Annotated in this window: 25 protein-coding genes; 7 read left to right on the top strand and 18 right to left on the bottom strand. The window is 65.6% G+C overall.

Features of this window, described 5'->3' with window-relative positions:
• Positions 1-21: 21 nt before the first annotated feature.
• Complete coding sequence (locus BDOA9_RS30440; RefSeq protein ID WP_025037728.1) at positions 22-231, top strand: hypothetical protein; 210 nt, start codon at positions 22-24, stop codon at positions 229-231.
• A 24-nt stretch (positions 232-255) separates the two neighbouring features.
• On the opposite strand, the gene BDOA9_RS30435 is transcribed toward BDOA9_RS30440, so the two are convergent.
• Genes BDOA9_RS30435 through BDOA9_RS30415 form a run of 5 tightly spaced genes read right to left on the bottom strand, consistent with a single transcriptional unit; the run spans position 256 to position 3,918 of the window.
• Positions 256-603, bottom strand: coding sequence for a hypothetical protein (locus BDOA9_RS30435; RefSeq protein WP_025037727.1), 348 nt, complete (start codon positions 601-603; stop codon positions 256-258).
• Between the two features lie 25 nt (positions 604-628).
• A complete protein-coding gene (locus BDOA9_RS30430) occupies positions 629-1,438 on the bottom strand; it encodes a pentapeptide repeat-containing protein (protein ID WP_025037726.1) in 810 nt (269 codons plus the stop codon).
• A 48-nt stretch (positions 1,439-1,486) separates the two neighbouring features.
• Positions 1,487-2,215 carry an ABC transporter ATP-binding protein gene (locus BDOA9_RS30425; protein WP_025037725.1) on the bottom strand — a complete coding sequence of 243 codons (729 nt, stop codon included), beginning with the start codon at positions 2,213-2,215 and terminating at the stop codon, positions 1,487-1,489.
• The gene (locus BDOA9_RS30420) at positions 2,205-2,942 is read right to left on the bottom strand and encodes an ABC transporter permease (protein ID WP_025037724.1); all 738 of its coding nucleotides are present in this window, start codon (positions 2,940-2,942) and stop codon (positions 2,205-2,207) included. The genes BDOA9_RS30425 and BDOA9_RS30420 overlap by 11 nt, the downstream gene beginning before the upstream one ends.
• Position 2,943: 1 nt before the next feature.
• Complete coding sequence (locus BDOA9_RS30415) at positions 2,944-3,918, bottom strand: ABC transporter substrate-binding protein (RefSeq protein ID WP_042336814.1); 975 nt, start codon at positions 3,916-3,918, stop codon at positions 2,944-2,946.
• A gap of 87 nt (positions 3,919-4,005) precedes the next feature.
• On the opposite strand from BDOA9_RS30415, the gene BDOA9_RS30410 reads away from it, so the two are divergent.
• Positions 4,006-4,365: a hypothetical protein gene (locus BDOA9_RS30410; RefSeq protein WP_025037722.1), complete on the top strand. Its 360-nt coding sequence runs from the start codon at positions 4,006-4,008 to the stop codon at positions 4,363-4,365.
• A 267-nt stretch (positions 4,366-4,632) separates the two neighbouring features.
• On the opposite strand, the gene BDOA9_RS30405 is transcribed toward BDOA9_RS30410, so the two are convergent.
• Both BDOA9_RS30405 and BDOA9_RS30400 read right to left on the bottom strand, forming a co-directional pair.
• Complete coding sequence (locus tag BDOA9_RS30405) at positions 4,633-5,451, bottom strand: quinoprotein dehydrogenase-associated SoxYZ-like carrier (RefSeq protein ID WP_025037721.1); 819 nt, start codon at positions 5,449-5,451, stop codon at positions 4,633-4,635.
• A gap of 55 nt (positions 5,452-5,506) precedes the next feature.
• Positions 5,507-6,430 carry a quinoprotein relay system zinc metallohydrolase 2 gene (locus BDOA9_RS30400; RefSeq protein ID WP_025037720.1) on the bottom strand — a complete coding sequence of 308 codons (924 nt, stop codon included), beginning with the start codon at positions 6,428-6,430 and terminating at the stop codon, positions 5,507-5,509.
• A gap of 126 nt (positions 6,431-6,556) precedes the next feature.
• Between BDOA9_RS30400 and BDOA9_RS30395 the strand changes: the two genes are divergently transcribed.
• Both BDOA9_RS30395 and BDOA9_RS30390 read left to right on the top strand, forming a co-directional pair.
• The gene (locus tag BDOA9_RS30395; protein ID WP_025037719.1) at positions 6,557-7,438 is read left to right on the top strand and encodes a substrate-binding domain-containing protein; all 882 of its coding nucleotides are present in this window, start codon (positions 6,557-6,559) and stop codon (positions 7,436-7,438) included.
• A complete protein-coding gene (locus BDOA9_RS30390; RefSeq protein ID WP_025037718.1) occupies positions 7,435-7,992 on the top strand; it encodes a PQQ-dependent catabolism-associated CXXCW motif protein in 558 nt (185 codons plus the stop codon). The genes BDOA9_RS30395 and BDOA9_RS30390 overlap by 4 nt, the downstream gene beginning before the upstream one ends.
• 142 nt (positions 7,993-8,134) lie before the next feature.
• Here the strand turns inward: BDOA9_RS30390 and BDOA9_RS30385 are convergent, their stop codons facing one another.
• The 7 genes from BDOA9_RS30385 to BDOA9_RS30355 form a co-directional block, all read right to left on the bottom strand.
• A complete protein-coding gene (locus BDOA9_RS30385; RefSeq protein ID WP_025037717.1) occupies positions 8,135-8,440 on the bottom strand; it encodes a copper-binding protein in 306 nt (101 codons plus the stop codon).
• Positions 8,441-8,576: 136 nt separating this feature from the next.
• The gene (locus BDOA9_RS30380) at positions 8,577-9,191 is read right to left on the bottom strand and encodes a hypothetical protein (protein ID WP_025037716.1); all 615 of its coding nucleotides are present in this window, start codon (positions 9,189-9,191) and stop codon (positions 8,577-8,579) included.
• Complete coding sequence (locus BDOA9_RS30375) at positions 9,188-10,036, bottom strand: ABC transporter permease (protein ID WP_025037715.1); 849 nt, start codon at positions 10,034-10,036, stop codon at positions 9,188-9,190. Before BDOA9_RS30375 ends, BDOA9_RS30380 begins: the two co-directional genes overlap by 4 nt.
• Positions 10,033-10,839 carry an ABC transporter ATP-binding protein gene (locus BDOA9_RS30370; RefSeq protein WP_025037714.1) on the bottom strand — a complete coding sequence of 269 codons (807 nt, stop codon included), beginning with the start codon at positions 10,837-10,839 and terminating at the stop codon, positions 10,033-10,035. The genes BDOA9_RS30375 and BDOA9_RS30370 overlap by 4 nt, the downstream gene beginning before the upstream one ends.
• On the bottom strand, positions 10,836-11,804 hold the full coding sequence (locus BDOA9_RS30365; RefSeq protein WP_025037713.1) for a YVTN family beta-propeller repeat protein: 969 nt from the start codon (positions 11,802-11,804) through the stop codon (positions 10,836-10,838). Before BDOA9_RS30365 ends, BDOA9_RS30370 begins: the two co-directional genes overlap by 4 nt.
• Before the next feature lie 161 nt (positions 11,805-11,965).
• Complete coding sequence (locus BDOA9_RS30360; RefSeq protein ID WP_025033457.1) at positions 11,966-12,979, bottom strand: IS5 family transposase; 1,014 nt, start codon at positions 12,977-12,979, stop codon at positions 11,966-11,968.
• Between the two features lie 222 nt (positions 12,980-13,201).
• Positions 13,202-14,383: an ABC transporter substrate-binding protein gene (locus BDOA9_RS30355; RefSeq protein WP_025037712.1), complete on the bottom strand. Its 1,182-nt coding sequence runs from the start codon at positions 14,381-14,383 to the stop codon at positions 13,202-13,204.
• A 60-nt stretch (positions 14,384-14,443) separates the two neighbouring features.
• On the opposite strand from BDOA9_RS30355, the gene BDOA9_RS30350 reads away from it, so the two are divergent.
• Positions 14,444-15,013: a DUF3280 domain-containing protein gene (locus BDOA9_RS30350; RefSeq protein WP_025037711.1), complete on the top strand. Its 570-nt coding sequence runs from the start codon at positions 14,444-14,446 to the stop codon at positions 15,011-15,013.
• Between the two features lie 178 nt (positions 15,014-15,191).
• On the opposite strand, the gene fghA is transcribed toward BDOA9_RS30350, so the two are convergent.
• Together fghA and BDOA9_RS30340 are read right to left on the bottom strand one after the other, a co-directional pair.
• Positions 15,192-16,037 (bottom strand): S-formylglutathione hydrolase, encoded by an 846-nt coding sequence (fghA, locus tag BDOA9_RS30345; RefSeq protein ID WP_025037710.1) that lies wholly within the window; start codon positions 16,035-16,037, stop codon positions 15,192-15,194.
• A 69-nt stretch (positions 16,038-16,106) separates the two neighbouring features.
• On the bottom strand, positions 16,107-16,727 hold the full coding sequence (locus BDOA9_RS30340) for a response regulator (protein ID WP_025037709.1): 621 nt from the start codon (positions 16,725-16,727) through the stop codon (positions 16,107-16,109).
• 201 nt (positions 16,728-16,928) lie between these two features.
• On the opposite strand from BDOA9_RS30340, the gene BDOA9_RS30335 reads away from it, so the two are divergent.
• Positions 16,929-18,281, top strand: coding sequence for a histidine kinase (locus BDOA9_RS30335; RefSeq protein ID WP_025037708.1), 1,353 nt, complete (start codon positions 16,929-16,931; stop codon positions 18,279-18,281).
• Between the two features lie 164 nt (positions 18,282-18,445).
• Positions 18,446-20,917 carry a TonB-dependent receptor gene (locus BDOA9_RS30330; protein WP_025037707.1) on the top strand — a complete coding sequence of 824 codons (2,472 nt, stop codon included), beginning with the start codon at positions 18,446-18,448 and terminating at the stop codon, positions 20,915-20,917.
• Positions 20,918-20,987: 70 nt separating this feature from the next.
• Here the strand turns inward: BDOA9_RS30330 and BDOA9_RS30325 are convergent, their stop codons facing one another.
• Together BDOA9_RS30325 and BDOA9_RS30320 are read right to left on the bottom strand one after the other, a co-directional pair.
• On the bottom strand, positions 20,988-22,013 hold the full coding sequence (locus BDOA9_RS30325) for an ABC transporter permease (RefSeq protein WP_025037706.1): 1,026 nt from the start codon (positions 22,011-22,013) through the stop codon (positions 20,988-20,990).
• The gene (locus BDOA9_RS30320) at positions 22,010-23,527 is read right to left on the bottom strand and encodes a sugar ABC transporter ATP-binding protein (protein ID WP_025037705.1); all 1,518 of its coding nucleotides are present in this window, start codon (positions 23,525-23,527) and stop codon (positions 22,010-22,012) included. Before BDOA9_RS30320 ends, BDOA9_RS30325 begins: the two co-directional genes overlap by 4 nt.
• Positions 23,528-23,540: the final 13 nt, after the last annotated feature.

The raw sequence follows: 23,540 nt of genomic DNA, 5'->3' as shown, positions 1-23,540 counted from the left end.
CCCTTGCGAGAGGATCCCGGCATGAACCCGATTGACCTGGTGGTGACTGTTTGTGCGGTGCTCTCGCCTGCGACCTGCGAGGAGCAGCATCTGGTGTTCCACTATTCCGGGTCGCCGCGGCAATGCGCGATGGCCGCGCCGCCCTATATCGCGCAATGGGTCGGTGAGCATCCGAAGTGGCACGCAGTGAAGTGGCGCTGCGAATATCCGCACCCGAACGACAAGGCATAGAGGCTCCAACGGAGAGCCGTCGCGCTACTTGTTGCAGTCTTTCAGATCCTTGTCGGCGATCGAGAACACCGCATCCGCCCTGATCTCGATGTCGCGGACCACGCATTGGCGTCCGCTGGGATAGCCGACCTTGGCATCGTACCGGCCCGGCTCGACGCCGGTAATGCGCAGCCGCTCGTCGTGGTCGACCTCCTTGTCCTTGTCGTTCAGGCACTGGTTCGGGCCCCACTCGGTCTTTCCGGCTGGCGCGAGCTGGAACCCGGAGATCGTCTCAGTCGTCAGATTCCAGAGCCGGATGCCCTTGCCCTTGGTCTGCGCAGTGGCTTCGCCGGCAAGCGTCAACAACGCGATCAAAGCAAGAACCTCACGCATCAGCCAGTCCTCCCAGAGGGCGCCGTCATTCCCTGATCAGGCGCTCGCGGTTCTTTGCCTTGTCGAAATTCTTGGCGCGGTCAAGGCCGTTCGGTGCGATCAGCTTCGTGGAGACGAGATCGGCGCCGTCGAAATCGGCGTCGATGACGATGGCGCCGGTCAGATCGGCTCCGCCGAGTTGGGCGTGCTTCAGTGATGCGCCGCTCAGATCGGCGCCCCTAAGGGCCGCGAATTCGAGGTCGACGCGCGACAAATCGGCGTTACGCGCGTTCAGCCGTTCCAGGTTGGCGGATCTCAGCACCGCGCGCATCAGCCCCATCGATTGGTTGCGCATATCGGCGCCAAGATGCGCGTCCGCGATGGAGGCGCCGACCAGGCTCGCGCCGGTGAGGTCGGCAGTGATACGCGCTCCCGACAGGTTCGCGCCGTCGAGACGCGCGCGGGCCATTTGCGAGGCGAACAGATTGGCGCCCTTCAGGCTTGCGCCGGTAAGATCCGCATCCAGCAGCCAAGCCTGATCGAGGATCGCACCGTCCAGCCTGGCGTCTCGAAGTATTGTCTTGTTGAGCCGCGCGGCGCGGAGAATCGCGTTGGACAGGTCCAGCCCCGAGAGATCGAGACCCGACAGGCGCTTGCCGGTGAAATCGGCAGGTTGCGCGGCGCTCGCCTTGGCCAGCACGCCCTCGACCTCCGGCCTCGTCATTTCGGCCGAAACCATCGCGGGGGAGGTGAGGTCGACGCCACGCATCATGTCCTGCGCGCCCGCCGTCATCGCAACGAGTGCGAAGCTAAGCGCCGCAATTCCGAGCGTAGCGAAGGCGACTGTCCGTGTCATCATCAGCTCCGTCGCCGGCCCAATCTAGCACGTCCGCCAGGCGACCGGCTATGAGGCATCTCGCTCAGTGCGGTCGCCTTGAGTTCGTTGAGCGAGGCCGGCCTTGATCGCCGCAATCTCGGCTTCCCCGCGCGTGTCGCGCGGGATGCCGATAGGCACCTCGGCCACGATCCGCGCTGGTCGCGCCGACAGGAAGAACAGCCGGTCGCCCAGGCGCACCGCATCGTCCAGGCTGTGTGTCACCAAAAGCGTCATCACCGGCCGGCTCGCGACGAGCGTTGCAATCTCATCGCGCAGGCGTCCGGCGAGCGCGTCATCGAGCGATGCCAGCGGTTCGTCGAGCACTAGAATATCCGGCTCGACGGCAAAGGCGCGGGCGAGCGCCACGCGCCGGGCCAAACCCAGTGAGAGCTCACCGGGATAGTGGTCGCGATGCGCTTGTAGCTCCAGGATCCGGAACAGCTCCGACAGCTTCGCGTCGGCAACCTCGGGTGCCGCAAGCCTTACATTCTGCTCGACCGAGCGCCACGGCAGCAGGCGCGGCTCCTGGAACACCATGCCGATCCGCGCCTCCGGCGGTCGCGCGACGTGGCCTGCAAAGTCGGGGTCCAGTCCGAGGATGATGCGCAGCATCGTGCTCTTGCCGCAACCGGACGGGCCGATCAGCACGCCGACCTCGCCGGCTTGCAGCGCGAACTTGATCGGCGCCAGCACCTCGTGCGTTCCGCCCGCGGCACTCCTGAAGGTCTTGCCGGTGATATCGACCTCAAGCCGCACGGGGCCGCCACCTGTTTGCGCGGGCTTCAAACGGCTGCACCAGCAAGGTTTCGATGACGAGCACGACGGCGGCGAAGGTGAGGGAATAGGCCAGCAGCCGCGGCGTGTCGAACAGCTGGAAGGCGACGCCGATCTCGAAGCCGACGCCGTTCGGCCGCCCCAGCAGCTCGGCGACCAGCACGATCTTCCACACCAGCGACAGGCCGGAGCGGGCCGAGGCTGCGATATAGGGCGCCAGCTGCGGCAGCACGACGTGGCGGAAGGCGCGCCAGCGCGGCATTGCGAACACGCTTGCCATCTCGTCGAGCGAGCGGTCGAGTGCGCGCGTACCCTCGCGCAAGGTGACGATGGCGGTCGGCAGCTTGTTGATGGCGATCGCCGCGATCGCGGCGGCCTCGGTGAGGCCGGCCCAGATATAGGCCAGCACGATCACGACCAAAGCCGGCAGGTTGAGCAGCAGGATCAGCCAGGGATCGCCGAGCCGGTCGGCGAGCTTGACCCGGCCCATCAGGTATCCGATGGCACTGCCGAGCGACATCGCCAGGGTGAAGGCGAGCGCGACGCGCGCCAGCGTGGCGCCGAGATGCAGGAACAGCGCGCCGCTCGAGGCTTCCGCGATCATCACCTGAAGCACCGCCGGCGGGGAGGGCAGCTTCGCGCCGCCGACGAGGAGCGCGGCAATCCACCAGATCGCGAGGAGCAGGGCGAACGAGAGCAGGCGCAGCACCTCAGTCTCCGGGGACGGCGTGATAGAATGTGCCGGGGTCGAGCTCGGCTGCGGGGCCGACGAGATCGCGGCCGCCGATCTCGGCCAGCACGCGGTAGAGCACGCGCGCGTCCTTTTCCTCGTCATCGATGCTCCGGCGCGGAATGCCGTCGCGGTAACGGTCGCGGTAGGTCTTGAGCAGGGCAGGATCGGTCGTGCCGGTGAGCGGCGCGACCTTGTCCCAGGCCGCATCCGAGGTCGCCAGCAGTTCCTTGGCCTTGCGGGTCATCGCGATGAAGCGCGCGACGGCTTCCTTGTGGCGCGCGGCCCAGCTCTCGTCGAAGACATAGCCGACCGCGGCGACCGCGCCTTTGGCACCCAGCTTCGGCAAGATCTCCTCGATGCCGGCGAGGCGCCTGAAACCCTTGGCCTCGAGCTGGGCGCAGAAATTCCAGAAATTGAGGCTCGCATCCATCTCGCCGTCCAGCGCCTTGGCGGCGATCAAAGGCGGGGCGCCATAGACGATCGTTGCGTCCGACTTCAGGTCGATGCCGTCCTGCTTCATCCGCGCCTGCAGCAGCAGCCAGCTCTTGTCGATCGCCCCGCCGGCGACCGCGAGCTTGCGGCCCTTCAGGTCGGCGAGCGTCTGAAGCGGCGAATTGGCCGGCACCATCACGGCGCCCAGTGCGCTGGAATAGGGATAGAAGGTGAGCTTGGCACCCAGCACGCGCTCGCGTGACACCCACAGCCAGTCCGACAGGATGATGTCGGCGCTGCCGGCGCGCATCGCGATCTTGCCGGCCTCGGTGCTCGCGAGCTCGGTGACCTCCAGCGAGAGGCCGGCCTCCTTGTCGAGGCCGGCGCTGCGGATTGCGGCCAGCTCCCACGAGAATGTTCCGGTCTTCTGCACCGCAAGGCGGATCGTGTCCGCGGCACCGGCCGGTGCGGTGAGCGCCAGCACCGTTGCGAGCGCCGATATTCGTGCCAAAACTCTCATCACCTTGTGAGCCGTTTCCTCTGACAGAGTGCTTTTCAGCACCATACGCATAGCATAGCTTGGCTCGCAACCAGCGGGAGGACGCGCATGAATTGGGCCGGACGGCTACGACCGATTGTCGCCGCATTGACGGCGCTCGCTGCGAGCGCATGCGTGGCACGGGCCGAAGAGGCCAATGATTATCCCACCGCGGCGCGCGCGGAATACGTCTATGGCTGCATGAAGGCCAATGGCGAGACGCGGTCCGCGATCGAGCAATGTTCCTGCTCGATCGACGTGGTCGCCTCGATCATGCCCTACGAGCGCTATGTTACCGCCGAGACCGCGCTCAGCATGTCGCAAGTGCGCGGCAATCTCGGCGTGCAGTTTCGCACCTCGGAGCAGGCCAACTCGGCGGTGAATGACCTCCGGCGCGCGCAGGCTGAAGCCGAGGTGAGGTGTTTCTAAATTGTGCCGTGGTGTCTCACCCTCCCCTGGAGGGGGAGGGTCGATCGCGCGCAGCGCGAGCGGGGTGGGGTGATCTCTCCCCTCGGGACTGTTGGATGTGGAGAGACCGTCACCCCACCCCGTCTCACATTTCGCTGCGCTCAATGTGAGCCGACCCTCCCGCTCCAGGGGAGGGCAATCGCATATGGCGTGCACGATGCGGCGGCATCGGCACTGGGCTCCCTCCCCCGCTTGCGGGACCCTCCAGGGGAGGGTGGTGCTCCTCACTCACGTCCCCGGCTTCTCGACATCCCATTCGTTGCGGAACACGTGCCCGTCCGTGTCCTTGGCCTCGGCACGGAAACGCTTGGCGCCGTTGGAGACATAGGTGAAGCGCAGGTTGGGATCTTCCGAGATCGAGATGCCGCCTTCCATCGACAGCACAGGGCTGTCGTCCTGCGTCAGCTTGAGCTGGTTGATGAAGAAGGCGGGGATATAGAGCTGCGTGACCTGGTCCATCTGCAGGCCGGAATTGTTGGGATGGCCGATCATGATCTGCGCTTCGCGCAACCGGCTGGCCGCACCGTCCTTACGGGCGAATTGCCGGTAGCGAATCTGGCCGAGCCGGTTCTTGGCTTCCTCCGCGTTCTTTGCTGCCGGCGCCGAGCAGCCGCCGGAGGCCTTCACATAGACTTTGGAGACATAGAGCCGGCCATCGCTGAGCTCGGCCACGGCATGCACGTCGGTGTAATTGTTGACGCGCACGCGGGTCGAGATTTCCGTGACGTTGGCGTCCGGGCCGAGCTCGAACTTCGCGGCCATCGGCGCGGGGTTGCGGTCGATCACCAGCGTGATCGAGCGGATGCGTCTGCTATCGCCGGGCGACAGCTTGCTGCGCAGCGTCACCGGCACGATGGCGGCATCCTCGGCGCGATAGGGCATCTCGATGCCGATGACATCGGCGCCGTCGTTCATCGGCCGGTTGCTGAAGATGTCCTGCACCAGGCCCGGCCAGGGATCGTGGGCCTCTTCCGCCAGCGCCGGCACGGCGAAGGCGATGCCGAGGAGCAGGGCGATCAGGGGTAGGCGGCGTGTGCATGCCGTCATGGTCATGCTCCTCGGTTCAGGCGAAGCTGATCTCCTGGCCACCGTAGCGCGCCCGCTACTCCCATTCAATTTCCGAGAATGCTGCAGTTGCGTTGCGGGCATTGTAGTCCTCGAACAGCTGCCAGTGCGGCCGCTCCTCAGCGGCCGCCTTGTCCGCAGCGGCGCGGATCGGCGCGCCCTTCTTGTTGAGGGCGCGGACGTCGGACAGCAGCGTTGACAGGTAACGCCGTTGATCGCTCAGTGCCGCAGGCCAATCGCTCACAGGGCCGTGACCGGGAACCACGCGCAGCGCCGGGATCGTCTCCAACTCCTTGAGCGTGGCGAGCCAGCCGCGAATGCTGCCGTCCATCACGGGAATGTGGCGGAGAAAGACGAGATCGCCGGCAAGCAGGGTTCTGGTGGTCTCGTCGAACACGGTCAGATCGTTGTCGCTGTGCCCGGCCGGCCATGCGCGCAGGGTCAGCCGGCGCGAGCCCAGATCGAGCGTCAGCGTGTCGGTCACCACCAGGGTGGGCGGCACGATCTTCACGCCATCGATCAACTCGGCGCCCATGATGCGCCTGAAATTTTCGAGATAGTACGGCCCGCGGCTCGCCAGCGCCTGCGGCAGCTTGCTGTGTCCGACGAAGCTGGTTCCCTCTGCTACGAAGGCAGCATTGCCGAAGACGTGGTCGGGATGGCCGTGGGTGTTGATGACATAGCGGATCGGCTTTTGCGTGCGCGATCGTACCGCCGCCAGCAGCGCCTCGCCTTCGCGCAGGCTCCCGCCGGTGTCGATCACGGCCACCGCTTCATCTCCCACGATGAAGCCGACATTGGCGATGTCGCCCGCATTCTCGCGGCTCATCAGCGCGATGGCCCCGGAGTGTACGAAGATTCCCGGCGCGACTTCGCTCACAGGCAATTCGGCCGCCCCGGCGCGTGCTAGCGTCGCTGCGACCAGGGACAAGGCTGCGATCAGGGGAGCGATGCGACACACTTTTCCGCCTCAGTTCAAAGGATCCGTCTCATTGCACTGCAACAAAGCTAAGCCAACAAGAATTGGCACACGTGGCGCGTCAAGCGTTGCATGGATAACATTCAAACAAAACGAGGAGGAAGCGCGATGACGCAGGCCGCTCGACATCGTCGCTGGTGGTTTTCACTCTCGATCGTGATCGCATCATGTGCCCATGGCGATCTCGCCATCGCACAGACCAGCGAGACCGGCGATCTCTCATTCGAGCTGGTCGACCCGAAGGTGCTGCGCGTCTGCGCCGACCCGCGCAACCTGCCATTCTCGAACGAGAAGGGCGAGGGCTTCGAGAACAAGCTCGCCGAGTTTCTGGCGGGCAAGCTGCAGAAGAAGCTGGACTACGTCTTCTTTCCGCAAGCCTCCGGTTTCGTGCGCATGACGCTTGGCGCACATCGCTGCGATGTCATCATGGGCTACCCGCAGGGTGACGACCTCGTGCAGGGCACCAATCCCTATTACCGCACGACCTATGCCCTGGTCGCCAAGACCGGCAGCGGGCTCGAGGACGTCGATACGCTGGAGGACGCACGCTTGAAAGGCAAGCATATCGGCATCGTCGCCGGTACGCCGCCGGCGACGAATATGGCGTTGGCAGGCCTGATGGGCGACGCAAAGCCCTATCAGCTGATGATCGACACGCGCTTCGACAATTCGGCGCAGGCGATGATCGACGATCTCACCGCCGGCAAGATCGACGCCGGCGTGCTGTGGGGCCCGATGGCCGGCTACTACGCGAAGAAGGCCGGCTCGCTGCACGTCACGCCGCTGGTGAAGGAGACCACCGGGCCGAAGCTGGTCTATCGCATCGGCATGGGCGTCCGTCCCGCCGACCAGAACTGGAAGCGGCAGCTCAACCGCCTCATCCAGGAGAACCAGGGCGAGATCAACAAGATCCTGATCGATTTCGGGGTGCCGCTGCTCGACGAGAGCAATCGGCCGCTCGGCGCGGAGACGGCCAAGAAGGCGCCATGAGCCGGCCGCTTGCCGCTGCGTTCGTCGTTGCCCTGCTCGCGGCCCCGGCGCTCGCGCAGCAGCAGGAGCCGTTCGAGCCCGAGGGATATCGTACCGACAATTATCGCGCGCCGGTGCCGGCGACGCTCACGGGGGCGCGCGTGCTCACGACCGGGGAGGCGGAGGCGATCTGGCGCGCGAGCAGTGGCGCCTTCGTCGACGTGATGCCGCGTCCGCCGAAGCCGAAGAACCTGCCTGCGGGCACGGTGTGGCGCGACGCGCCGCGCAGCAACATTCCGGGCAGCCTCTGGCTGCCGGACACCGGTTACGGCAACTTGCCGCCCGCCATGGACGACTATCTCCAGCGCGGCCTTGCGCGCGCCTCGCGCGGCGACAAGGCCGCGCTGCTGGTGATTTATTGCCTCGCCGATTGCTGGATGTCCTGGAACGCCGCCAAGCGCGCATTGGCTTACGGCTATTCCAATATCGCCTGGTATCCCGACGGCACCGACGGCTGGGAGCGCGCGAATCTTCCGACCGAAGAGGCGCAGCCGGAGCCGCGCCCGGAGCAGTAGGCGTCTCAATTGGTTCCGCAACGAGGGTGCTGGAGAGGGGCGCAATTCTCTCCTCGTCATTGCGAGCGCAGCGAAGCAATCCAGAGTCTTCTCGCGGAGGGACTCTGGATTGCTTCGCTGCGCTCGCAACGACGGTGTGAACCTACGGCTTCTGCTTCTGCAACTTCGTCAAAGTGCCCGTACCGTTGGTCTCGGTGGCGGAATAGCTCACCCTGTCGCCGGCATGGACGGCATCCAGCATCGCGGCATCCTTCGCCTTGTACTCCTGCAGCGCGCCGGCGCTGCCCGTGCTGGCGCCGACCGTGCCCTTCTGCGTCTGCTGGATCGAGATCGTGCCGTTGAGCCGATCGATCCGCGTGATCATCCCGGTCATGTCGTCAGCAAAGGCGCTGGTTGCGAGCATGCTGAGGACCGCAGCGCCCGCGAGCATGAATGTCTTGGTTCCCATCGAGGCCTCCCGACGTCTGGAGTTCACGTCGACAAGCCATGATAAATCGATTTGGTTCCGGCAGATAGCGCGGCGAAAGGTTAACGTTGGCGGGGCGATTGCGGGAACTTTTCGTGAGTCGTCAGCGTGACTGACGCTATTCCATTTCCTGCTGGATCACGCGCCCGAGCGCGAACAGGCGCTGGTCGATCAAGGTTGGAACCTCGCAGACGAAGCGCACCACCTTGTGGCGGTCCTCGAAGATCCGGGTCTTCCAGATCAGCTCGTTGCTGAGCGCCTCGACCTTGGCCTCGTCACGCGGGGTGGCCCCTTGCAGGGCCTGGAGCTGAACCGTCTCCGCGCGGATCTTGTCGGCGGCATCGCGCTGCTTGCGGCTGACGCGTTCTAGCCCGTTCATGACCTGGGAGCGCTGGGCGTTGAGCGTGTCGAACAGGCCGGTGAACAGCAGCTTGGCGTTGGCGGTCTTGTCGGCGGCGGAACCTGCGAGAAACGCCTTCACCAGCTTTTCCGCCTCGTCCAGCGACGTCTTGCGCGCCGCCAGTTTCGCAACGAGCGCGCGGATCCTGGCGTCGTCCTTCCATTTGTTCTGGACGTCGTCGAGCGCCGGGCCGCCCCACACGGCCGCCAGCGAAATCTCCGGCACCTTCGCCTGGGTGCACGGCCAGTCCGGATAGCGGGGATCGACGGCGTGCGCCGCCGTGCTCGCAACCGCGAGAACCAGGATGGAAATGGCCAGAACCCGAACCGTCATCCTTCGCCTCCCGCAGGCCCGCGTCGCGCCAGCCCGCGCGAGGGATCATACGCCAGGATCGCGCCGATCATGAAGACGATTGTGCAGAGAGCGACCACCGCCAGCGAAATCCAGTTGACCTGGCCATACAGCGCGAAGCGGATCAGCTCGACCGCATGGGTGAACGGATTGGCCTCGCACAGATAATAGAGATAGGGATTGCCCTCCTGCACCCGCCAGAGCGGGTACAGCGCGGAGGAGGCGAAGAACATCGGGAAGATCACGAAGTTCATGACACCGGCGAAGTTTTCCAGCTGCTTGATGCCCGACGAGATCAGCATGCCGAGCGAGCCCAGCATCAGCCCCGACAGGATCAACGCCGGCAGCACGGTGAGATAGCCCTGGGGCGGCGGGGTGATGTCCCAAAGCCAGGCGATCAGCAGGAACGCATAGACCTGGAGCAGCGATACCGCGGTGCCCGCGAGCAGCTTGCAGAACAGCAGGAATCCACGCGGCAGCGGGCTCACCAGGAGCGTGCGCATGTTGCCCATCTCGCGGTCGTAGACCATCGACAGCGAGGACTGCATGCCGTTGAAGAGCTGGATCATCGCCATCAAGCCGGGTGCGATATAGACCTCGTAGAGGATGTAGGTCTCGTAGGGCGGGATGATGGAGATGCCGAGCACCTGGCGGAAGCCGGCGGCAAAGATGAACAGCCACACCAAAGGCCGCACCAGCGCCGAGACGAAGCGCTCGCGCTGATGCAGGAAGCGCAGGCCCTCGCGCCAGACGATGCCGGTGAGGCAGGTCATGTACTCGGCGGACGAGAAGCCGCGCGGCGCCTCGCGCGTCGTGATGCTGCTCATGCGCCGCCTCCCGGCATGGTTTGCGCACCGGTGAGACGCATGAAGGCGGTGTTGACGTCCTGAGCACCGGCTTCCGCGACGACGCGGCTCATCGGCCCCTGCGCCAGCACCTTGCCCTGGTGCAGCACCACGAGATCGTCGCCGGGCATGATCTCGTCGAACAGGTGCGTGGCCCAGAGCACGCCGATGCCTTGCTCGGTCACGAGCTGGCGGACATGGCTGATGATGTCGGCGCGCGCCTTGACGTCGAGGCCGACGGTCGGCTCGTCGAGCAGCAGGAGGCGCGGCCGGTGCAGCAGCGCGCGGGCGATCTCCAGCCGCCGCATCTGTCCGCCCGAGAGGTCGCGCACCTTGCTCGCAGCGCGATCCGCAAGCCCGATGCGGTCGAGCAGCTCGGCGCTGCGCGCTGAGGCCTCGCGGCGGCCGATGCCGTGCAGCGCGGCGTGATAGATAAGGTTCTGAGTCAGCGACAGGTCGAGATCGAGCGTGCGCGGTTGGAACACGACCCCGAGCAGCCGCAGCGCCTCGCCGGGGCTCTTGCTGACGTCATGGCCGAAAATGCCGACGCGGCCGGTCTGGATGCCGAACAGCCGCGTGATCAGCGAGAACAGCGTGCTCTTGCCGGCGCCGTTGAGTCCCAGCAATGCCGTGAAGCTCGCGGGCTGCACATTGAAGGACACGTCCATCAATGCACGCCGCGGACCATAGGCATGGCTGACGCCATCGATCGACAACGCCGGCACCGTGGCCGCTCCCGGTCTCGGCGTCTCCTGCGGTTCGGCGATCGGGGCAGGGCTGGTCATGGCGCGATCGCGATGCCCCAGGGCAGCTCGCCGACCTGAATGGTCTTGATCACCTTCTGCGCGGCGACGTCGATGACGGAGACGTCGTTCGACACGCCGTTGGTGGTGAGCAAATATTTCTCGTCCGGCGTGAACGCCACGTGCCAGACCCGCTGTCCGACCAGGAGATATTTCGTCACCTTGCGCGAGGCGACGTCGACAACGGCGATACGGTTGGCGGGGCCGAGCGCGACGAAGGCGGTCTTGTCGTCCCTGGTCATGCCGATGCCGACCGGCTGGATCGCCTCCTTCCGCAGGCCCGGGATCTCGAACGTGACCTTGCCGATCACCTCGTGCTTCTTGGGATCGATGATCGAGACGGTGCCGCCGATCTCCGAGGACACCCAGACCTCCGATGAATCGTGCTTGTACTCGGCAAAGCGCGGCCGCGCATCCACCAGTACGTTGGCGACGATCTGGCGCGACGACGTGTCGATGAAATGCGCCATGTTGGTCGTCTCGGACGTGTTGATCAGCGTCTTGCCGTCGGGGCTGATGGTCATGCCCTCGGGCTCGACGCCGACCTGGATGTCGCCGAGACGGGCGCGCTTCTCGAGGTCGATCACCGTCACCGTGTTGTCGTTCTCGTTGGCGACATAAAGGGTCTTGCCAGCGGCGTCCTGCGCGAACAGCTCGGGGTCGGGTCCGGAGGGCAGGCTGTCCACCACGGTTTGCGTCTTGGCGTCGATCACCTGGATGGTGTCGTCATCGCCGACCGCGACCATCACGAACTTGCCGTCGCGCGTGAAATCGATGCCGCGCGGCCGCTGGCCGACCTTGATGGTCTTGGTCACGGTCCAGCTGTCGGTGTCGATCACCGAGACAGTGTTGCTCTTCTCGTTCGACACATAGGCGATGAACGCGTGCGCGGGGGCTGCCGCCAGTACCAGGGCCGCCAGCAACGCTGTCTCTAGGATGCGCGACATCTGTCCGCGGGCTGTCTTTGCCTCCCCCGCTTGCGAGAGCTTTGCGTAATGAGTTGTGCTGGAGTGAAGTTCGATATGGGGCTTTTTTTGAACGGCCTCGCGTAGCCCCAGAGGGGTGGGGCGTCTGTTTTTCGTGGCCGCGGGGTAGCGGCGGGTGGTGGTCACGCTGCGGCTCCTATCGGGCACAGCACCGCCCATCGTTTGAGGTTCATGGCGAGGCAGATCAGGCGCAGATGCGTCTGATTGCGCGCCAAACCCAGATAGCGAGCGCGCGCCCAGCGGTAGCTGCCCTTGAGGCGCGCGAAGACCTGCTCGACCGGTGCGCGGCGCTTTCCCACGGCATTGTTGAAGCGCTTCTGCCGCTCGGTGAGCGGATGATGCTTGTTCGGCCGGAACATCAGCCTCGGCTTGATTCCTCGCGCGGCGAGCCCGCTGCGGCGCTCGTGCTTGTCATAGGCTTGGTCGGCATAGACCGCCTTCTCATCACCACAGACCAACTCGTCGGCGGGCACCGTGTCGTTGACCGCAGCGTCGGTCAGCTTGCTGCGGCGGACGATGGCCGAACTCTGATCCATGCCGATATGGGCTTTGTAGCCGAAGTACCGCTTGCCGCCCTTCTTGGTCCAGCGTGCATCTGGATCGCGCTTGCTGTTGACCAGCTTGCTCGGTTCACGGCCGTCCGGGCCGGGCGGCTGCGGGTCCTTTGGCGGCTTCGGCGGCTTTACTGCTGCCGAGATCAGGCTCGCATCGATCAATGTGCCCCGGCGCAGCACCAGCCCGCGTGCGTCGATCTGATGCAGGATCTCGGCGAACAGCTTCTCGTCCAGACCGGCTCGCTGCAAAGCCTCGCGGAATCGCCAGATCGTCGTGTGATCAGGCGTCTCGTCGCTCAGCACAAAGCCGCAGAAGGCGCGGAACGAGGCCCGGTCGTCGAGCGCTTCCTCGAGCGCCGGATCGGAAAGCCCATACCATTGCTGCAGCAGCAGCGCCTTGAACAGCACCAGTCGCGGATAGGGCGGAGGGCCGCGCTCCGGCTCCGGAAGACCATTCAGCACTCTCTCCACTGCCGCCCAGTCGACCAGTTCGCCAATCCGCTTCAGCACCGGGCTACCCTTCCCTCGCCGCGATACCAGCGCATCCGCGAAGCTCAGTTGCCCAACCTCTCGATATGCCATCCGAATCCGCCTCCACCACAGGCCCTAGAGAATCGCAAATCCTCCTCTTGTGCAAAGCTCTCGCTTGCGGGGGAGGTCGTATCGCATCGACAGATGCGATACGGGAGAGGTCTCTCTCCTCTTGGGGGTTCTCGCGAGCGGAGAAATCCTCTCCCCAACCCTCTCCCGCAAGCGGGAGAGGGAGCGCACCATCTCTGCGGAGGCTCGGTCGCATCACTTCACTCATTTCAGCTTGCATTTGCTCTCCGGGCGATCGTAGCCGAGCGTGTCGAGCTCGGAGACCTGGTGCAGGAAGCCCTCCTGCGGCGACACCGAGACCACCATGCGGCCGTCGACCAACAGGATCGGCTGGCGCAGCTGCCAATTCCAGTCGCGCAACGTCAGGCGCGTGCCCTTGAAGGCGGCGACCGAGAAATCGGGGCCCTTGATGAAATCGGTGACCTTCTTCACCTCGCCGGAATTGGTGCGCGAGGTGGCTTCGCCGATCATGCGCACCGCCGTCCAGGCCTGCATGTCGAGCGCGGTCATCCGCCGCGAATTCAGCTTGATGAAACGGTTCTGCATCTGGATGGCGCCCCACTGATCCTGCGACGCATCCCAGCTGCGCGGCACGAGGCCGGCCGATCCCGCGACCGGGCGCGGATCCCAGCTGCGATAGGGCAGATAGGCGCCGAACACCTCGCTCTCGTCGGCGGCGACCAGCACGTCATAGGCCGGCGCCTGCTGCGTGAAGACAGGCATCTGGCGTTGGATCAGCGTGACGCCGGAATCCGTGCGGCGCGCGCCGCCCTTGTCCTCGAAGGTGCGCTCCTGCACGATCTTGGCGCCGAAGCGGGTCGCGGCTCGTCTCAAGGCCTCGGCGAACAGCTTGTCCTCGTCATGCGAGCCGACCACCAGCAGCCAGCGCGACCACTTCTTCCACACCAGGTATTGGCCGAGCGCATCCGCCAGCATCGCGCGCGTCGGCGCGGTGTGGATGACGTTGGCACGGCAATCAGCCTCGCGCAGCCGCTCGTCGATCGCCCCAGCGTTGAACAGCAGCGTGCCGCGATCGCGCAGGGCGTCCGCCACTTTCAGGAGAGCATCGGCGGGCAGGTCGGCGACGATGAAGCCGTTCTTCTCGGCCAGCGCGGTCGCGGCCTGCACCGCGTCCTCGCCTTCCTTGATGCGGCGCTCCTCCAGCGTGAAGCGCTGGCCGGTGAATTTCCCGGTGGTGTTATTGTCCTCGATGGCAAGGCGCGCGCCGGCGAGGCCGTCGTTCTCGGCGGGCTGTTCGACCAGCGACAGCGTCGATCGGGTGCCGGCGATTCCGAGATAGCCGACGCCGATCGTGACGGGATCGGCAGCAAGCGCGCTCGTCGCGGCAAGACCAAAGCAGATCAGGCCGGCCAACCCTCGGATCATGTTTCCTCCAGACGATCTCCCCGGCTTGACCGCCGGTGAAGAATTGTCTCTGCTTCAAGCATGACCAATTTGTCAGGCCATGCAACCCCGCATTTCGTCCCCGCGCGCGCGAGGCCGGGAATCACGATCATGCGAGCATTGTTGGCGACCGCAGCTTTGCTGTTGACGGGATCGGCCGCGCTCGCCGACCCGCCGAAACTCGCGGTGTTCGATTTCGAGCTGGTCGACACCAGCCTGCCCGGCGAGTTCTACGGATCCAAGCCGGAAGAGGCGCGGCTCTTGCGCATCAGCGAGCAGCTGCGCAAGGAATTGGCAGAGTCGGGCAAGTTCCAGGTGCTCGACATCGGGCCGGTGCGAGAAGCAGCCCGTCACGCCAACCTGCAGGCCTGCGGCGGCTGCGACCTCAAGCTCGCCGGGCAGCTCGGCGCCGATTTGGAGATCACCGGCCTCGTGCAGAAGGTCTCGAACCTGATCATCAATCTCAACGTCTATTTGCGCGACGTGAAGACCGGCAACATGATTACCGTCGCCAGCGCCGATATGCGCGGCAACACGGATGAATCCTGGTCGCGCACGATGAGCTATCTCATCCGCAACCGCCTGCTGGCGCCGAACTACGGCAAGCCGTAGGAGGGGGATTCTTACCCTCCCCTGGAGGGGGAGGGTCGATCGCGCAGAGCGCGAACGGGGTGGGGTGACAGTCTCTCCACCGAGGCGGTGCCCGTGTGGAGAGATCACCCCACCCCGCTTCACTTCTCGCTTCGCTCGACGTGAAGCGACCCTCCCCCTCCAGGGGAGGTTAAGAAGATCACCCCTTCAATCTCTCCGCATGCCAATGCAGATGATCGCTCATGAAGGTCGAGATGAAATAGTAGCTGTGGTCGTAGCCCGCCTGGCGCCGCAGCGTCAGGGGGATGCCGGCCTTGGCGCAGGCGGCCTCGAGCAGCTCGGGCCTCAGCTGCTCCTTCAGGAAATTGTCGGCCTCGCCGACGTCGACCAGGAAGCTGGAGAATTTCGCGCCGTCCTCGATCAGTGCCACCGTGTCGTGGTTGCGCCAGGAATCCTTGTTCGGCCCGAGATAGCCGGTCAGTGCCTTGATGCCCCAGGGCACGAGCGAGGGCGCGACGATCGGGGCAAACGCGCTGGCTGCGCGAAAGCGGTGCGGGTTGCGCAGCGCCACCGTCAGCGCGCCGTGGCCGCCCATGGAATGGCCCATCACCGATTGGCGCCTGGCATCGACCGGAAAATTCTCCGCCACCAGCTTCGGCAGCTCGTCGGTGACATAGCTCCACATGCGATAGTTGCGCGCGAACGGCTCTTGCGTGGCGTCGACATAGAAACCGGCGCCGAGGCCGAAATCATAGGCGTTGTTGGCATCGCCGGGAACGTCGGGCCCGCGTGGTGAGGTGTCGGGCGCGACGAAGATCAGGCCGAGCTCGGCGCAGGCCTTGCGGAATTCGCCCTTCTCGGTGACGTTGGCATGCGTGCAGGTGAGCCCGGAGAGGTACCAGACCACGGGTAGCTTGGCGCCGTCCGCATGCGGCGGAACATAGACCGAGAACACCATGTCGGTTCCGGTCGCCTGGCTGGCGTGGCGATAGACGCCCTGCACGCCGCCATGGGATTTGTTGGTCGAGACAGTCTGAATCGTCATGCCGAAAGACTCCGTGGCATCTCACCACATCAGGATTGCAACGCTTGTGTGACCGAATTCGTGGTGTCGTCAGGCGACGCCGCTGTCGATCGCCAGCCGCACCAGCTCGACCGAGGTCTTGACCCCGAGCTTCTGGCGCATGATGGACGAGGTATTGGCCACCGTCTTGTAGGACGATTGCACCAGCCAGGCGATCTCGGACAGACTCTTGCCGGCGCTGAGCAGCCGCAGGATCTCCATCTCCCGCGCGTTCAGCTTCGACAGCGGGTTTTGCGCCAGCGCCGGCCCTGCAAAGGCGATGCTGCGCGCGATCGCGGTCGGAAGGTAGGTGCCGCCGCTTCCGACGGCGCGGATCGCCTCGACGAGGTCGTCGGGATCGCCGGACTTGGAGACGTAGCCCTTGGCGCCGCACTCGATCGCGCGCGCGGCGAAGGCGGGGTCGTCATTCATGCTGAACATGATGATGCGGGCCTCGGGTGCGCGCTCGAGGATGCGGCGCGCGAGCTCGAATCCGGAGACGGTCGGCAGATTGATGTCGATGATGCAGAGGTCGGGGCGTTCGACGATGAAGACGCACTCGCCGTCTTCGGCGTCGGCGGCCTCCAGGATCTCGATCTCGCCTTCGTCGGCCAGCACGGCACGGCAGCCGGAGGCGACGATGGGATGATCGTCGACGATCAGAATGCGCATAGGCGTTCCTCGCGACAGCCCGTTCCCTTGGAGCTAGCCTGTTCTGCGCCGCATGAGTCTGAGCAGACAAGACGCGCGTCTCGTGTCGCCTCATGCAACCCGGCGGGGATTGCTGTACGCTTCCGATTAGATATCGGGCGGTTCGCCTCTGTCAACGTCGTCGGACAGGCGCGGGCCCTTCGCGAGGCACGAGCGAGACCAATGTGGCAGAATCTTTCCCTGCGCGGGCGCATCAACCTGTTGCTGGCGCTGTTGCTGGCGCTGGGGCTCGCGGTCAATATCGGCCGGCAGGTCGCCGAGGCCGGCCCGCGCGTGCAGGCCGAGGACCAGAGCGTGATCCGCCTCGCGCGCGAATTCATCGCGATGATCGTTGCCGACCTCAACGAGGCGCCTGATCCGGATGCCCGGCTGAACCAGATCGCCCGCGATCTCAGCCGCCTGCGGCATGTCAGCATCGCGCTGCGCGATTCCGCTGGGAACCCGCTGACGCCGCCCCGGCTTGGCACTGACGCCGACACGCGCGGCCCGCCGGCCTGGTTCGTCAGCCTGGTTCATCCCGAGCAGACCGCGGTCAGCGTGCCGGTCTCGATCCGCGGCAAGCCCGGCTCGCTCGTCATCACCTCGCATCCCGACGACGAGATCGCCGAGATCTGGGACGGCATCGTAACCCAGCTCGAGGTCGGCTCGGTGATCGCGCTGGCGCTGTTTTTCCTGATGACGAGGGTGGTGGGCCGTGCCCTGGCACCGCTGCAATCGCTGGCGGAGGCGATGGGGCAGCTCGAAAGCGGACATTACGAGGCCCGTGTCGCGCCGGGCGGCGCGCCGGAGCTCGCCGCGATCTGCACCAGGCTCAACCATCTTGCCGCGACGCTGGGTGAGGCGGTCGAGGACAAGCGGCGCCTTGCCGAGCGCGCGGTGTCGCTGCAGGATATCGAGCGCAAGGAGATCGCGCGCGAGCTGCATGACGAGTTCGGGCCCTATCTGTTCTCGCTGCGCGCCCATGCGAACGCGCTGGCGAAGCAGGCGGACGGACGCGAGCCGAGCGCTGATGCCGTGCGAAAGCATGGCAGCGCCATGCTGGAGCAGATCAATGCGCTGCAGCAGTTCAACCGCCGCGTGCTGGAGCGCCTCCGGCCCGTCGGCCTTGCCGAGCTCGGCCTGCGCCAGGCGCTGGAATCCCTGTCGCGGCTGTGGCGGGAGTCGCGTCCCGACGTCGCGATCGAGACCTCGATCTCGCCGGCGCTGGGCGCAACCGGCGAGACCGCCGATCTCACCATCTACCGCATCGTGCAGGAGGCGCTCACCAATGTGTTCCGCCACGCCGGCGCGACCTCCGTCAGCGTCGTCATCGAGCCGGTCGAGCAGGCCGGCGGACGCCACTGCGCCCGGGTGCGGGTCAGCGACAACGGCCGCGGCATGGAGCCGGGCCAGAAGCTCGGCTTCGGCCTGGTCGGCATGCGCGAACGGATCCTGGCGCTCGGCGGCACGCTCAACGTCGTCTCCGGTGACGGCGGTGTGACCGTGGAAGCGCTGGTGCCGACAGCGGCAACCTGATCGCACCCGAGGTGATCGGGAAAAATTCCCGATTTGGTCGGGAAAACGGGTGTGGATTGGACCCGACCTTTTGTGGCTGGCGTCACCATTGCGGCCGAATAAACTCGCCGCGACCAATCGGCGGAAATCAAAACAGCCGGTGGTCACGGATGGGAAGGCGGGGGATGGGCAAGGTTGTTTCGTTCAAGCGTCGTTTGCTGATGGCTTCGGTGTCGACCGGGCTGGCATCGGGATTGGTCTGTGCGGGCCCCGCCGGGGCCGCGCCGGACGAGGAGACCAACGTCCAGAACCTGCCGCCGGTCGAGGTGGCCGCACCGCCGCCGGCAACGCGGCGCGCGGCGCCGTCGCGACCGGTCGCGCGGATAGGGGCGCCGGGATCCGCCGCCCCGAGGACACGCCTTTACGTCTACCCGACCTCGCCGGGCATCGGCCGGGGTCTCGATGTCGACAAGGTCCCGTCGGCGATCAATGCCGTCGATGCCAGCCAGATCAAGCGCACCAACTCGCTCAACATTACCGACGCGCTGCGCGACAACATCCCCGGCGTCAATATCAGCGAAGTCACCGGCAATCCGTTCACGCCGGATGTCGAGTTCCGCGGCTTCGTTGCCTCGCCGGTGGTGGGCACGCCGCAAGGCCTCGCCGTGTACCAGAACGGCGTCCGCATCAACGAAGCCTTCTCGGACGCCGTCAACTGGGACCTGATCCCCACGGCCGCGATCAGGTCGGTGACGCTGGTGACCAACAATCCGGCCTTCGGCCTCAACGCGCTGGGCGGCGCCCTCAACCTGCAAATGAAGGACGGCTTCACCTATCAGGGCACGGAGCTCGACATCATGGGCGGCTCGTTCGGCCGCATTCAGGGCTCGGCGCAATGGGGCAAGCAGGTCGATCAGAATTACGCCGTCTACGGTGCGCTCGAAGGCCTGCGCGACAACGGTTTCCGCAATTTCTCGCAATCGACCGTGCGGCGCTTCTACGGCGATGTCGGCTACAGGACCGCGGACGGCGAATTCCACGTCAACATGGGGGTCGCCAAGAACAATTTCGGCGCCAGCGCCACCGTCCCGGCCGAGCTGCTGGATAAATATTGGGGCGCGACCTACACCACGCCCCAGACCACGACCAACCGCGTCGGCTATCTCAACCTGACCGGCAAGGTCGACGCCACGCCGACCTGGACGTTCGAAGGCACCGCGCATGTGCGCAGGTTCGAGCAGAACATCGTCGACGGCAATCCGACCGACCTGGAGGAGTGCGCTGCAGATCCGGCGCTGCTCTGCTTCGGCGACGACACCTCACCCGCCTACGGCGCGGGCGGCGTGCAGCTCGCCAATCCGTTTGCGCCGGGAACGATCCTCGGCGCGATCGACCGCAGCTCGATCCGTTCGTCCACATTCGGCGTGTCGGGGCAGGCCACCAACACCGATCAACTGCTCGGCCATGACAACCGCTTCGTGGTCGGCGCAACCTATGACGCCAGCGTCACGCGCTACAACGCCTCCTCCGAGATCGGCTCGATGGGAGAGAACTACGTCGTCAGCGGCAGCGGCGTTTTCCTAGGAGCGACTCCCGTGGCGGATCCCGTCGCCGGCCCCGTCTCGCTGCGGACCGTCAATCAGTATAACGGCCTCTACGCCATGGATACGTTCAACGTCACTGACGCCTTCGCCGTCACGGGGGGCGGCCGCTTCAACGCGGCTCGGATCACCCTGGAGGATCAGCTCGGTACTGCGCTCAACGGCGACCACGCCTACACCCGCTTCAATCCGATCATCGGCGGCACCTACAAGATCACGCCCGAGCTGACCGCCTATGCCGGCTATTCCGAGGCCAACCGCGTGCCGACGCCGCTCGAGCTCGGCTGCGCCGATCCCGCAAGGCCCTGCCTGCTCGCTGCGTTTCTGGTCGCGGATCCGCCGCTGAAGCAGGTCGTCTCCAAGACCGTGGAGGCCGGTTTTCGCGGCACCAAGGAGCTGAACATCGGCACCCTTGGATGGAAGCTCGGCGGCTTTCGCGCCACCAACCACGATGACATCATGGCGGTGCCGGCCGTTGGCCGGACCGGCTTCGGCTATTTCACGAATGTCGGCCGGACAAGGCGGCAGGGGCTCGAGGCCGAGGTCAACATCAAGTCTCCGACGCTTCAGTTCCAGGCAAGCTACGCCTTCGTCGATGCGCGCTTCCTCGATCCGCTGGAGCTCGGGTCCGAGAGCCCGTTTGCGGACCCGGCCACCGAGACCATCCAGGTCAGGCCCGGCAACCAGATCCCGGCGGTTCCGCGCCACCGCGTCAAGGTCGGCGTCGACTACGCCGTGACCGACGTCTGGAAGGTCGGCGGCAACGCGCTGTTCGTCTCCAGCCAATATCTCGTCGGCGACGAGTCGAACCAGTTCGCGAAGCTGCCGTCCTATACGGTGTTCAATCTCCACACCTCCTATCAGGTCGGGAAGAACGTCCAGCTCTATGGCCGTGTCGACAATCTGTTCGACAAGCGCTACGTGACCTACGGCCAGTTCTTCGACCGCGAGGCTTTGCCCAACTTCACCAATGGCGGCGCGGATTTCACCGACCCGCGCTCGCTGAGCCCGGCACGGCCGCGCGCGTTCTACGCGGGCATGCGGGTGACGTTCTAAGCATTTTGGAAGTGCCGGCGTCCTCTCTCGGGCGGCCTCGATGTCGGCCGCACGCCCGCAACCCCTCGCTTCACTCCGCCTTCACGCGCTCGAGGGGAGCCGCCGCGACGCTCGTCTGCTCGCCTCTCTTGGCCACCCCCACGCGTTGGCGTCGTTGCACGAGATACTGATCTCCGAGGACGCCGAGCAGGATCACCGTTCCCATCACCGCGAAATTGAGCGAGCTCGGAATGCCCAGCAGGTTGACCAGGTTCTGCAGCACCTGGAGCAGCACGGTGCCGAGCACCACGCCGATGATCGAGCCTTCGCCGCCGCGCAAGGAGCAGCCGCCGAGCACGGCGGCGGCGATGGCGTAGAGCTCGTAGAACGAGCCGTGCACGGCTGGCGAAATCGAACGGGTGTACATCGCGATCAGGATCGCCGAAAACGCAGTCAGCCCGCCACAGATGACATAGGCCGAGACGATCACGCGGTTGGTGCGAATGCCGGAATAGCGTGCCGCTTCCTCGTTCTTGCCGACGGCGAAGAGATAGCGGCCGAACACCGAGCGGTGGAGCACCACCCAGGCGATCACGGCCACCACGGCGAGCGCCACCACGCTGTGCGGCAGCGGGAAGCCGAGCACGTTGGTGCGGCCGGCGGCCAGCCATTCCAGCGTCGGAAAGCTCGCACCGAAGCCGAAGCCCGCCGTCGCGTCCTCAGTGTAATAGCGCGCCGCGCCGCGATAGATCAGCAGGCCGCACAGCGTGACCACGAAAGCCTGGATCCGCATCCTGGTCACCAGCGTGCCATGCACGAGGCCGATCGCGAGCCCGGCCGCAATGATCAGCGCGAGGGCGACCACCCAGTTGACGTCGTGATTGACGATCAGGTCGATGAACAGGACGCCGAGCAGCGCGATCACCGAACCGACCGAGAGCTCGATCCCGCCGATGATGATGATGAAGGCCTGCGCGATCGAGAAGATGCCGAACAGCCCGATCTGGTTGGCGGTGTTCGAGAGATTGCCGACGTACAGGAATCTCGGATTGATCAGGGCGACGACGGTCCCGACCACCAGAATCAGAACGAGAAGGCTCAAGTCTTTCTTGTTCAAGGTGCCTCCGCCGCGATTGTGTGGCCAACGGCAAGCTGCAGCACGTTGTGCTCACTGAACTGACTGCGATCAAGGAAGCCCGAGATCGCGCCTTCATGCATGACCGCGAGCCGGTCGCTGACCCCGATCACCTCCTCCATGTCGCTGGAGATCATCAGGATCGCCACGCCGGCATCGGTCAGGCGGCGCAGCATGCCGTAGATCTCCTGCTTGGCTCCGACATCGACCCCGCGCGTCGGCTCGTCGACAATCAGGACCTTCGGCTGCATCGACAGCCATTTGGCGAGCACGACCTTCTGCTGGTTGCCTCCCGACAGCGAGCCGACGGCGGTCTTGACGTCGGGCGCGCGGATCTTGAGGCGCTCCCGCTGACACGCCGCATTCTCGTTCTCGCGCGCGGTATCCACCAGCCAGAAGCGCATATAGGACGCCAGATCCGGCAGCGAGATGTTTTCGGTGATCGAGACGTCGAGCAGCAGGCCCGCGCCCTTGCGGTCCTCCGGAACGAGATAGATGCCCTGCTCGATCGCGGCCCGCGGGCTTTCGATGCGGATCGGCTCGCCATCCAGTCGTATCGCGCCGCCGCGCAATCGGTCGATGCCGAAGACGGCGCGCGCGAGCTCCGTGCGGCCGGACCCGACGAGACCGGCCAGTCCGAGGATCTCGCCGCGGCGGACGGACAGGCTCACGGCGCGGCCGGGATAGGTGTCGGTGACGGCATCGACGATTTCGAGCACGCTGTCGCCGGGCGGCGCGGCCGGGGGAACGTAGAGCGATTTCAGGTCCCGGCCGATCATCAGGCGGATCATCGCCGCCGGAGAGAGCTCCGCACGCGTCAGTGCGCCGACCACGCGACCGTCGCGCAGCACGACCGCGCGGTCGGCACATTGCATCACCTCGTTGAGCCGATGCGTGATGAAGATGATGCTGACTCCGTGGGCTTTCAGGCCAGCCACGGTTCGCATCAGGCGGTCCGTCTCGGCGAGCGTCAGGCTCGAGGTCGGCTCGTCCATGATGACGAGACGAGCGTCGAGCGAAAGCGCCTTCATGATCTCGACGAGCTGCCGCTGCGCCAGTGACAGTTCGGCGAGTGGCGCATCGGCCGCGAAATCGCAGCCCATCCGCTCCAGCAGCGGCGCGACATCGGCATACATCCGTTTGCGGTCGATCAGCCGCAAGGGTCCGCCATGCACGGGCTCGCGGCCGATGAAGACGTTGCCCGCGACATCGAGATTGTCGAAGAGGTTCAGTTCCTGATGGACGAAGGCGATGCCCGCCTTGATCGCATCCGCCACGGTGAGCGAAGATCGCGCGGCGCCGTCGACGCGGATGACGCCGCCGCTGGGCTCCACGACCCCGCCGAGCACCCGCATCAGCGTCGACTTGCCGGCGCCGTTCTCGCCGATCAGCGCAATGACCTCGCCGGGCGACACCTGGAGCCCGACGTGGTCGAGGGCGACCACGCCTGGATAGCTCTTGCTGATGTCGACCAGCTCGAGAAACGGTTCTGGCATGGCAGGCTGCGCG

Origin of the sequence: Bradyrhizobium sp. DOA9 (assembly GCF_000617845.2) — a bacterium.
In the GTDB taxonomy this organism is placed as follows: Bacteria; Pseudomonadota; Alphaproteobacteria; order Rhizobiales; family Xanthobacteraceae; genus Bradyrhizobium.
The sequence above is the reverse complement of the archived record's forward strand: the minus strand, read 5'-3'. Positions and strand labels throughout refer to the sequence as shown.